This window comes from Mycobacterium sp. NAZ190054 (genome assembly GCF_001545925.1).
Taxonomy (GTDB): Bacteria; Actinomycetota; Actinomycetes; order Mycobacteriales; family Mycobacteriaceae; genus Mycobacterium.
In genome coordinates, this window is record NZ_LMVQ01000549.1 from 41,152 (window position 1) to 51,383 (window position 10,232).

Annotated in this window: 9 protein-coding genes and 1 pseudogene; 5 read left to right on the forward strand and 5 right to left on the reverse strand. The window is 69.4% G+C overall.

Features of this window, described 5'->3' with window-relative positions; translation table 11 throughout:
* Window positions 1–5 precede the first annotated feature (5 nt).
* From ASJ79_RS25965 to ASJ79_RS25980, 4 genes are read right to left on the reverse strand one after another with little or no spacing between them, the layout of a single operon-like run.
* Window positions 6–1,814 carry an FAD-binding protein gene (locus ASJ79_RS25965; protein WP_067961593.1) on the reverse strand — a complete coding sequence of 603 codons (1,809 nt, stop codon included), beginning with the start codon at window positions 1,812–1,814 and terminating at the stop codon, window positions 6–8.
* Window positions 1,811–2,731 carry a 3-carboxyethylcatechol 2,3-dioxygenase gene (locus ASJ79_RS25970; protein WP_067961596.1) on the reverse strand — a complete coding sequence of 307 codons (921 nt, stop codon included), beginning with the start codon at window positions 2,729–2,731 and terminating at the stop codon, window positions 1,811–1,813. The genes ASJ79_RS25965 and ASJ79_RS25970 overlap by 4 nt, the downstream gene beginning before the upstream one ends.
* Entirely contained in the window at window positions 2,679–4,397 is a 1,719-nt protein-coding gene (locus tag ASJ79_RS25975) for a bifunctional 3-(3-hydroxy-phenyl)propionate/3-hydroxycinnamic acid hydroxylase (RefSeq protein ID WP_067961598.1), read from the reverse strand. Before ASJ79_RS25975 ends, ASJ79_RS25970 begins: the two co-directional genes overlap by 53 nt.
* Complete coding sequence (locus tag ASJ79_RS25980) at window positions 4,394–5,260, reverse strand: alpha/beta fold hydrolase (protein WP_067961600.1); 867 nt, start codon at window positions 5,258–5,260, stop codon at window positions 4,394–4,396. Before ASJ79_RS25980 ends, ASJ79_RS25975 begins: the two co-directional genes overlap by 4 nt.
* Window positions 5,261–5,411: 151 nt before the next feature.
* Here ASJ79_RS25980 and ASJ79_RS25985 point away from each other — a divergent pair, with 151 nt between their 5' ends.
* From ASJ79_RS25985 to ASJ79_RS25995, 3 genes are read left to right on the forward strand one after another with little or no spacing between them, the layout of a single operon-like run.
* Window positions 5,412–6,146: an IclR family transcriptional regulator gene (locus tag ASJ79_RS25985; RefSeq protein ID WP_231751046.1), complete on the forward strand. Its 735-nt coding sequence runs from the start codon at window positions 5,412–5,414 to the stop codon at window positions 6,144–6,146.
* Window positions 6,147–6,182: 36 nt separating this feature from the next.
* Window positions 6,183–7,796, forward strand: coding sequence for an FAD-dependent oxidoreductase (locus ASJ79_RS25990; RefSeq protein WP_067961602.1), 1,614 nt, complete (start codon window positions 6,183–6,185; stop codon window positions 7,794–7,796).
* A 42-nt stretch (window positions 7,797–7,838) separates the two neighbouring features.
* A complete protein-coding gene (locus ASJ79_RS25995; protein ID WP_067961604.1) occupies window positions 7,839–8,414 on the forward strand; it encodes a TetR/AcrR family transcriptional regulator in 576 nt (191 codons plus the stop codon).
* A gap of 1 nt (window position 8,415) precedes the next feature.
* Here ASJ79_RS25995 and meaB read toward each other — a convergent pair whose 3' ends face one another.
* Window positions 8,416–9,291 carry a methylmalonyl Co-A mutase-associated GTPase MeaB gene (meaB, locus tag ASJ79_RS26000; RefSeq protein ID WP_067961607.1) on the reverse strand — a complete coding sequence of 292 codons (876 nt, stop codon included), beginning with the start codon at window positions 9,289–9,291 and terminating at the stop codon, window positions 8,416–8,418.
* A gap of 104 nt (window positions 9,292–9,395) precedes the next feature.
* Here meaB and ASJ79_RS26005 point away from each other — a divergent pair, with 104 nt between their 5' ends.
* Together ASJ79_RS26005 and ASJ79_RS34535 are read left to right on the forward strand one after the other, a co-directional pair.
* Window positions 9,396–10,160: an SDR family NAD(P)-dependent oxidoreductase gene (locus ASJ79_RS26005; protein WP_067961609.1), complete on the forward strand. Its 765-nt coding sequence runs from the start codon at window positions 9,396–9,398 to the stop codon at window positions 10,158–10,160.
* Window positions 10,157–10,232 (forward strand): annotated as a pseudogene (locus tag ASJ79_RS34535) (short-chain dehydrogenase); the annotation flags it as partial. The gene ASJ79_RS26005 and the pseudogene ASJ79_RS34535, both read left to right, overlap by 4 nt.

Genomic DNA, 10,232 nt, shown 5'->3' on the forward strand with positions numbered 1-10,232 from the left:
GCTGTTTACCTCCTATAAGATTCGGGGCTTTCGGGGCGTGTGACGGATGGTTGTTCCTGCTCGGTGTTCGCCGATTCCGCGATGTGCTGCGCTGCGACGTAGCCGAACGTCATCGCCGGCCCGATCGTCGCGCCGGCCCCGGCGTAGCTGCGGCCCATCACCGCCGCCGACGCGTTGCCGACCGCGTAGAGACCCTCGATCACCGAGTCGTCGCCGCGCAGCACCCGGGCGTGTTCGTCGGTGCGCAGTCCGCCGGAGGTGCCGAGGTCACCGAGGATGATCTGGAACGCGTAGTACGGCGGCTTGCCGAGCGGATGCAGGTTCGGGTTGGGCAGCGTCGGGTCGCCGTAATAGTTGTCGTAGGCGCTGTCGCCGCGGTTGAAGTCGTCGTCATGACCCTCGGCCGCGAGCGCGTTGAACCGCTCGGCGGTCCGGCGCAGTTGCGATCCGGGAACCCCGATCTGCTCGGCCAGCTCCTCCCAGGACGAGCCGGTCTTGACCACACCGGATTCCAGCCACGCCGCCGGCACCTTCCGGCCGGTCGGGACCGGCGCGAACGGCACCTTCGGGATCGGCAGGTGGCCGGCGACCACGTACCGGTGGAACGACCGGATGTCGGTGACGAGCCAGCACGGGATGTGCGTGACGCCGGACCGCTGGCCCTCGATCATCGCGTGGGCGAAGTCCATGTAGGGCGCGGCCTCGTTGATGAACCGCTTGCCCTCGCCGTTGACGACGAACTGCGACGGCATCATGCGTTCGTTGAGCATGAACTGCAGCCGGCCGTCGGGCCAGCAGATCGCCGGGAACCACCACGCCTCGTCGAGCAGTTCGGTTGCGGCGCCGACCTTCTCCCCGGCCCGGATCCCGTCCCCGGTGGCGGCCGGATTGCCGAAGCTCCAGTCTCTGCCTGGTCCGGCGAGTTCTGCGACCCGGTTCAACTCGGGCAGGTGCTGCAGGCGCCACTGCATATCGTGGTCGAATCCGCCGCTGGCCAGGATCACCCCGTGGCGCGCCTGGACCCGCAGCGCACGCCCGCCCTTCTCGATCACCGCACCCACCACCCGCCCGTCCGGGCCGTCGGCATCGGTGATGAGTTCGGCCATCGGGGCGTCCAGCCACAGCGGGATGTTCTGCTGCTTCACCGCCAGCCGCAGCCGGGCCGCCAGCGACTGGCCGATGGCGGCCATGCGGTCACCGAAGACCCGTGCCCGGAACATCCGCCAGATCAGCTTCAGCAGCACCGCCTTGCCCCGCCAGTTCTGCCTGACCTGGTAGAACAGCCGCAAGTCCTTGGGCGCGAACCAGATTCCTCTCGGGGCCAGTGCCAGCGGCGCCAGCAGGTGCTGTTCCTCGTCACCGAGCACGCGCAGGTCGATCTCGGGCACGTTGATGGTGCTGCCCAGGGCCGACCCGCCCGGAAGCTCCGGATAGTAATCGGCGTAGCCGGGCTTCCAGACGAATTCCAGCCAGGGGCTGAGTTTTTCCAGGAACTCCATCATCTGCGGCGCGGCGTCGACGTACTTGCGCAGCCGGGCGTCGCTGACCAGACCGCCGGTGATCTCTTTGAGGTAGGTGAAGACCGAGTCGGGATCGGGCACATAACCCTCCCGGCGCTGCGACGGCGCTCCCGGCACCCAGATGCCACCTCCCGACAGTGCCGTCGAGCCGCCGAAGCGCGGTGACTTCTCCACCACCAGGGCGTCCAGGCCGGCGGAGTCGGCGGCCAGCGCGGCGGTCATCCCGCCGCCGCCGGACCCGATCACCAGGACGTCGGTGACGTGGTCGAAGGCTTGGCCCGCAGCAGAACTCATGATGTACACACCGCCGTCCGGATGGCGAAACCGGCGATGAGTTCCGGTGCGGCACGGTAGAACCGGTTGCCGGTTTCGTAGCTGCCCTGCGCGGCCAGCGCCCCGAAGGCGGCCACCCAGGTTCTGACCTCGTGAGCAGAGTTGCCGGCCTGCTCGGCGATCCAGCCGTTGTCCCAGCCGTCCACCTCGGCGAGCCGGTTCGTGTCGAGCAGGTCCAGGAAGGCCCCGTCCCAGTCCGGGTTCAGCGGGGCGAGTGCTCCCCGGCCGGAGGCGAACTCGCGGGCGGCCTCGATCACCGCCGCCTGGCGGGCCTGCCGCTGCTCGGCGGTCATCGGCACTCCGCGCACGATGCGGTCCAGGGCGGCCGGTGGTGCGGTGGCGAGCGTGGGGACGGGCGGGTCGTGCGACAGCCCGCCCGATCCGACGACCAGTACCCGCTTACCGAGGCCGGCCAGATGCGCGCCGACCGCCGCACCGAGCGCACGGACCCGCCGCATCGGTCCCAGCGGGGTCGCCACCGAGTTGACGAACACCGGGATCACCGGTTTGGCCGTGGCGTCGCCGAAGAGCTTCTGCAGCGGTTGCACGGTGCCGTGATCGACGTCCATCGCCGCCGAGATCGCCACGTCGACGTCGGCGGCGAGAACAGCTCGGGCACAGTCGGTGGCGAGGTCGGCGGGAACATCCAGCGGCCCCTGGTGGGTGCCGTAGTCACCGACCCCCTCGGCCGCGGTGCCGATGCAGAACGGCGGCATGGCCCGGTAGAAGAACCCGTTGTAGTGGTCGGGCGAGAAGGTGACCACGAGCTCGGGGTCGAACTCTGCGACGAAGTCCCGCGCTGCCGCGATCGCGCCTTCGATGTCGTCAAGGAGTTCCTGGGACGGTCCCGGAAGGTTCAGCAGCGGACTGTGCGACATGCAGCACAGGGCCATCTGTGATTTCGCCATGAGAACCGGATCCTCCTCCCTCGAGCGGCTGGACGTTCAGATGCAGCGCGGCGAGCAGCGCCGCCGACACCTCCGGCGCCCGCTGGGCGATGCACGCGGCGGCGATGCAGCGGTCGGGACGCAGGAACAGCACAGAATCGGTCGACACGTCGAACCACTTCTTCAACGCTCCCGTGCGGTCGCCCACCACGACGACGTCGGCGTCGTCGTGACCGGGCCAGCGCAGCTGGGTCATCGGCCGCGCCTCGACGAACTTCGCCCCCAACGCTTTCCAGCTCTGGAAGACGTCCTCGCCGAGCACGGCGCGCAGGTTGTTGCTCCAGCACAGCACGGCGAAACCCGATCCGAGCACATCGTCGAGAAGGACGTTCTGCGCGGCCCGGGTGTCGACGCGCGGCTGGATGAACAACGTGCCGGTCGGCGAGTTCGGCGACGGCTGCGCGTCGTGGTGGACGGCGCCCTGCAGGTACCGCGGCATCGGCTTGAAGCGCATCTCGAGGATGTAGCGCTTCAACGTCGGCACCACCGACGCGGCGTGGATCACGCGGTCCCGCAATGCGGCCACCCGGCGGTTGGTCGGCGAGATGACCCGGCCCACCATCGTGGACAGGTCGATCATCGCGCGCGCGTGCTTGCGGCGCTCGACGTCGTAGGTGTCGAGCAGCGCGTCGCCGGCATGTCCGCGGACCACCGCGGCCAGCTTCCACCCGAGGTTCGCCGCGTCACGGATCCCGCTGTTGTAGCCCTGGCCCTGCCAGACCGGCATCAGATGCGCGGCGTCACCGGCCAGCAGCAGGCGGCCCTTACGGAACGATCCGGCGATCCGGGAATGGTGGGTGTAGACGCGGTGACGGATCATGTCGACCCGCTCGGGATACGGGACGCGCTGACCGAGCATGCGCCGGACGAACTCGGGATCGTCGGCCTGCTCATCGGTTTCGTCCGGGTGGATCATGAACTCGAAGCGCCGGATGCCGTGCGCGATCGAGATCGACACGTAGGGGCGTGCCGGATCGGCGCCGACCTCGCTGTTCGGATGTCCCAGTGGGTCGTTGGCGACGTCGACCACCAGCCAGCGGGTCGAGGAGGTGGTTCCGTCGAAGGACACGCCCATCAGCCGCCGGGTGACGCTGCGGCCACCGTCGCAACCAACCACGTAACGCGCGCGTACCGGTTCCCGGTCGCCGTCGAATCCGACGGTGACGCCGTCGGCGGTCTCGGTGCAGGCCTGCATGCGGTGCCCGAACCGCACCTCCACATGATCGAACCGCTCCAGCCCCTTGAACAGTTCGGCGTCGACCATCGGCTGGACGAACCCGTTGCGCTTGGGCCAGCCGAACCGCGCATCCGGTGGCGCCATCTCGGCGAGCAGTTTCCGGTCGGCGTCGAAGAAGCGCAGGATCTGGTTGGGCACGGTGTGCGGCAGCACCCGGTCGACCAGACCGATGAACTGGAACGTGCGCAGCGCTTCGTCGTCGAGACCGACTCCCCTCGGATAGTCGATGAGGGTGTCGCGTTCGTCGACGACGAGAGTCCGGACCCCTTGCAGCCCAAGGATGTTCGCCAGCGTCAGGCCGGAGGGGCCGGCGCCGACGATCACGACGTCGACGTCAGGGGTCGCCTCCGGGGTGGTCACGCGCGCCCCAGCAGGAAATCCAGATGCAACCGGTTGAACGTCTTGGGGTCTTCGTACTGCGGCCAGTGACCGCAACCGGGCATCACCTCGAAGCGGGCGCCGGGGATCATCGACGCGATACGCCGGCCCTCCTCGACGTCGGCGGTCGGGTCGTCGCTGGTCCACACCACCAGCGTGGGCGCAATGATGGCACCGTACTCGTTGGGGCCGAGCAGGTTTCGGGCCCGGATCTCGGGATCCTGCAACGCCATGATGTCGCGCATCGCGTTGACGAATCCCGGCTGGCGGTACACCCGCTGCCGGCTGGCCACGATGTCGTCGTAGTCCTTCGTCTTGTCGGCCATCAACCATTTGATCCGCGCCTGGACGGTCTCCCACGTCGGGTTCTCCGCCGCGGCCATCGACAACGTGATGATCCGCTTCATCACCTCCGGGTCGGCCTGTGAACCGCCCGCGGTGTTGAGGACCAGGCGGTCCACCCGCTCCGGCCGGTCGGCGGCGATGCGCGCGGCGACCCAGCCGCCCAGCGACTCACCGCTGATGTGCGCCCGCTGTGCGCCGATGGCATCCAGGAAAGCGGCCAGATGGTCGACGTAATGCGGTATTTCGAGCGGATGACCGGGCTTGTCGGTGTAGCCGTGACCGAGCATGTCGATCGACCACGTCGAGAAGTGCTCGGCGTGCGCCTCGAGATTGCGCACGTACGCCTCGGCGTGGCCGCCGGATCCGTGCAGGAACACCAGCGCCGGTTTGGCGGGATCGCCGGCGTGCAGGTAGCGGGTGCGGACGCCGGCCGCATCGAGGAACCCCTGGGAGAACGGGACGCCCTGCAGGTCACTCCATACGCTCTCGAACTCCGCCACCCTGCACTCCTTCCTGGAGTCCCAGCCGAGACCTCGACTGCGAGAATCAGATTCTCGAAATCTGTAAGCGTTCTGTTCATTTATCGCACATATACGTGCACTATAGTCAGAGCATCACTCTCACGACAGAGATCTGTCAAGGAAGGTCCGCATGAATCGACCGGCCGGTGATCATCTGCCCGCCGCGGGTGCACCCGGGTCCGCCGCTGCAGGTCCCAGTGCGCCCGGCTCCCAGACGCTGGCCCGCGGACTCCACGCTCTGCAGTTGGTGGCCAGCTCGCCGACGGGACTGACCGTCGCCCAGGTGGCCGACGACATCGGCGTGCACCGGACCATCGCCTACCGGCTGCTCAGCACGCTGGCACAGTTCCGGTTCGTGGCCAAGGGGGACGACGGCAGATACCGTTCGGCGGCCGCGCTGGCGGTGCTCGGCGCGTCGTTCGACAACAATGTCCGGCAACTGTGCGTGCCCACCCTGCGCGCGCTGGCCGACGAGCTCGGCACCACGGTGTCGCTGCTCGTCGCCGAGGGCGATCAGCAGGTCGCCGTCGCGGTGATGGTTCCGACGAACGTGTACTACCAGTTGTCCTTTCATGAAGGCAGCCGCTATCCGCTCGACCGCGGCGCCGCCGGGATCGCGCTGCTGGCGAGCATGCCGCCGCGCCCCGGCGAACGCGACCTCGTCCAGCAGACCCGCCAACAGGGCTGGGTCATCACCCACGGCGAGATCGAGCCCAACACCTACGGTCTGGCGGTGCCGGTGCGCCGGAAGTCACCGTCGCCGCCCACCTGTATCAACCTGATCTCGCACCGCGAGGACGTCGTCCTCGACGGCCGGGAGTCGGTGATCAAGGCGGCGAGCGACCTGTCGGCCGTCCTGAGCTGAGCCGGGCCGGGCAGCAACCATCGGAAGGAGACAGCGATGACCGAGTGGGACCATGAGGTCGACGTCGTCGTGCTGGGCAGTGGCGGTGCGGGTCTCACCGCGGCGCTGACCGCCACCGTCCACGGCGCCGCCGTCGAGGTCTACGAGAAGGCGGCCACCGTCGGCGGGACCACCGCGGTGTCCGGCGGGATCGTGTGGATCCCGGCGCACAACCGGTCGGCCGACGGCGAACTGACCGTCGAGGATGCGATGGCGTACCTGCGCGCCCAGTCGCTGGGGTACATGGACGACGAGCTCGTCGAGACGTTCGTGCGGACCGGCGCGCCGATGCTCGACTTCGTGGAGGCGCACAGCGATCTCGTCTTCGAGGTCGCCACCGGATTCCCCGACTACAAACCCGAGTTGCCCGGCGGCAAGCCCGGAGGCGGGCGATCGTTGAACGCCAAGCCGTTCGACCTCGCCCGGCTCGGCGACTGGAGCACCCGGATCACGTCGTTCCCGGCCGATTTCAGCAACGTCGGCATCGACGCCGAGACCCGCGCACGCATCCACGCGTCCGTCGACAGTGACTCCGGGGAGTTCTGCGTCGCCGGCACCGCGCTGATCGCGGGACTGCTCAGGGGCCTGCTGGACCGTGGCGTCGCACCGCACACCGAGGCGCGCGCCGTCGAGCTCATCGCCGATCCACTGGGCATCACCGGTGTTCGGATCCAGCAGGGCGGCAACGACTTCCGGGTGCACGCCCGCCGCGGCGTGATCCTGGGCACCGGCGGTTTCGAGTGGGACCGGCACCTGGTGGAGGCGTTTCTGCGGGGCCCGATGCGCGGGGCCGTCTCGCCGCCCAACAACACCGGCGACGGACTGCGGATGGCGATGGCGCACGGCGCCGACCTGGCCAACATGGGGGAAGCGTGGTGGGTCCCCGTCGTGCAGATCCCGGGTGACACCTTCCAGGGGCAGCCGCGCAGCCGCAGCGTCCGGCTGGAGCGCACCCGCCCGCGCAGCATCATCGTCAACCGGGCCGGCAGACGCTTCCTCAACGAAGCCGGTGAGTACAACTCGATGGCCGGGCCGTTCCACTTCCTCGATCCGAAGCTCGGTTACGCCAACGACCCCGCCTGGATCGTCTTCGACTCGATCCACCTCAAGCACTACGGCTTTCTCGGGGTCGATCCCGACGGGCCGGTCCCCGAGTGGTTCTGCCGGTCCGCCGATCTCGAGGAGCTCGGCGAGAAGACCGGCATCGACCCGGACGGGCTGGCCGCCACGCTCGCCGCGTGGAACGCCAACGTCGCCGACGAACACGACCCCGAGTTCGGCCGTGGCGCAAGCGCTTACGACGGCTACTGGGGTGACACCTCGGCGAACACCACCGCCGGCCGGACACTCGGCCCGATCGACACCGCGCCGTACTACGCCGTCCCGGTCTCGGTCGGCGCGATGGGCACCAAGGGCGGGCCCCGCACCGACCGCGACGGACGCGTCCTGCACGTCAACGGCACCGCGATCACCGGGCTGTTCGCCGCGGGCAACGCGATGGCCGGCGCCACCGGCAAGGCCTACGGCGGCGCGGGCGGCACCATCGGACCCGCGATGGTGTTCGGCTATCGCGCCGGATACACCGCGGCCACCGACCGGTCGGTGTCCTGACAGGAGCCGGACCGCGGCAGCCGGTCGGCTAGCCTCGTCGGTGTGACCACCACCGGCACCCGGTTCAGCGCGATACCGCGCACCGCCGCGCAGACGCGGGTGCTCGACGCCGCGCTGAACCTGATCTCCGAGCACGGTGTCAGCGGCACCTCGCTGCAGATGATCGCCGATGCGATGGGGGTGACCAAGGCGGCGGTGTACCGCCAGTTCAAGACCAAGGACGACATCGTGATCGCGCTGACCGAGCGTGAACTGGGCCGGCTGGAGGCCGCTCTGGAGGCCGCGGAGGCCGAAGAGTCGGCCACCCGGGCCCGGGAGCTGGTGCTCACCCAGGTCATCGACGAGGCCGTGGAACGCCGTCGGCACGTGGCCACGCTGCAGTTCGACCCGGTGATCATCAAATTCCTGGCCAGCCATCAGCCCTTCCAGGCCTTCATCGCCCGGCTCTATGCGGTCCTGATCGGCGATGCGGGCCGGCAGGCCAGACTCCCCGCCGCGATGCTGTCCGGCGCGATCGCCGTCGGCGTGATGCATCCGCTGGTCACCGACATCGACGATGCGACGTTGCGCCGCGAGCTGCTGCGCTACACCCGAAGACTGATCGACCTGCCCGGGTAGCTCAGCGCCCGCTGTCAACGACGATGAGTTGCGCGGCGGCGCTGTACGGGTCGGTGCGCCCGTCGGCCACCGCGTCGGCGAGCGCATCCAGCTCCTCGTGCTGACGGAGCAGGCTCTGCGCCAGGGACAGGATCTGTGAGCGCGCCCGGGCCGACCGCCGCCCGGGGTTGTCGCTGCGGTGGTGAGCCTCGATCACGTCGAGCAGTTCGTCGATGCCTTGACCTTGCGCGGCAACGAGTTTCAGGATCGGGACCGCGGTCTCGGCCCGCAGGTCCCGCACCGTCTGGTCGGCGCCCTCGCGGTCGGCCTTGTTCACCGCCACGATGTCGGCGACCTCGAGCAGCCCCGCCTTCGCGGCCTGGACCGCGTCGCCGGCGCCCGGGTTGAGGATCACCACCGTCGGGTCCGCCACCGCGGCGATCTCGATCTCGGACTGACCGACGCCGACGGTCTCCAGGATGACGATGTCGAAGTTCAGCGCCGAGACGAGCCGGATCGCGGCGGGCACGGCAGCGGCCAGGCCACCGAGGTGGCCGCGGGTCGCCACCGAGCGGATCAGCACGTCGGGATCGTTGATGTGCGCCGACATCCGGATCCGGTCACCCAGCAGAGCGCCGCCGCTGTACGGCGAGGACGGGTCGACGGCCAGCACCGCCACGCGCCTGCCGTGGGCCCGGTACGCGCCGACCAGCGCGCCGACCGTCGTGGACTTGCCCGCCCCCGGCGGCCCCGTGATGCCGACGACGCGGGCCGGGACGACGTCACCGAGCGCGCTGAGCACCTCGTCCCGGCGCGGACTCTCGACAAAGGTGAGCAGCCTGCCGGTGGCCCGCGGTGAACCTCCGCGAGCCGCGGCGATGAGGTCGTCGATGGTCACCCCCGACACCTTACGCAGGCGATTTCCCCGCCGGTGAGGGACCGTTCCGCACGCGAGAATGCTATTCTCGTATATCGAGAGTGATAATTCCAAGGAGGACGCGCATGGATATCGCGGGTAGCTCGGCCCTGGTCGTCGGAGGTGCCGGCGGCCTCGGCGAGGCGACGGTGCGGCGACTACACGGCGCCGGCGCCAAGGTCGTCGTCGCCGATCTCGCCGACGACAAGGGCAAGCAGCTGGAATCCGAGCTCGGCGTGCGCTACGTGCGTACCGACGCCACGTCGGAGGAATCCGTGCTCGCCGCGATCGCCGAGGCCGAAGCGCTTGGGCCCCTGCGTATCTCGGTGGACACCCACGGTGGCCCCGCCGGCGGCGGACGACTGGTCGGCAAGGACGGCTCCCCGCTGGGCATGGAGGCCTTCGAGACCACGATCACGTTCTACCTGACCGCGGTGTTCAACATCATGCGGCTCTCGGCGGCGGCGATCGCCAAGACCGATCCGCTCGAGGAGGGCGGCCGCGGCGTCATCGTCAACACCGCGTCGGTGGCCGGCTACGAGGGGCAGATCGGCCAGCTCCCCTATTCGGCGGCCAAGGGCGGCGTGATCGGCATGACCCTGGTCGCCGCACGTGACCTGTCCCCGTTGGGAATCCGGGTGGTGACGATCGCCCCGGGGACGATCAACACCCCGGCCTACGGCAAAGCCGCCGATCAGCTCGAGCAGTACTGGGGCCCGCAGGTGCCGTTCCCGAAGCGCATGGGCCGCTCGACCGAGTACGCGCAGCTGGCACAGAGCATCATCGAGAACGACTACCTCAACGGCGAGGTCATCCGCCTGGACGGGGCCTTGCGGTTCCCGCCCAAGTGACGCTTCAAGGCAAGGTCGCGTTCGTCGCGGGCGCCAGCCGCGGGATCGGCGCCACGGTGGCGGCCGCGCTGG

Excerpts from the sequence above, each read along its gene's own strand:
- ASJ79_RS25970 (WP_067961596.1), bottom strand. The coding sequence starts at position 2,731 with ATGTCGCACAGTCCGCTGCTGAACCTTCCGGGACCGTCCCAGGAACTC.
- ASJ79_RS25965 (WP_067961593.1), bottom strand. The coding sequence starts at position 1,814 with ATGAGTTCTGCTGCGGGCCAAGCCTTCGACCACGTCACCGACGTCCTG.
- ASJ79_RS26005 (WP_067961609.1), top strand. The coding sequence starts at position 9,396 with ATGGATATCGCGGGTAGCTCGGCCCTGGTCGTCGGAGGTGCCGGCGGC.
- ASJ79_RS25990 (WP_067961602.1), top strand. The coding sequence starts at position 6,183 with ATGACCGAGTGGGACCATGAGGTCGACGTCGTCGTGCTGGGCAGTGGC.
- ASJ79_RS25985 (WP_231751046.1), top strand. The coding sequence starts at position 5,412 with ATGAATCGACCGGCCGGTGATCATCTGCCCGCCGCGGGTGCACCCGGG.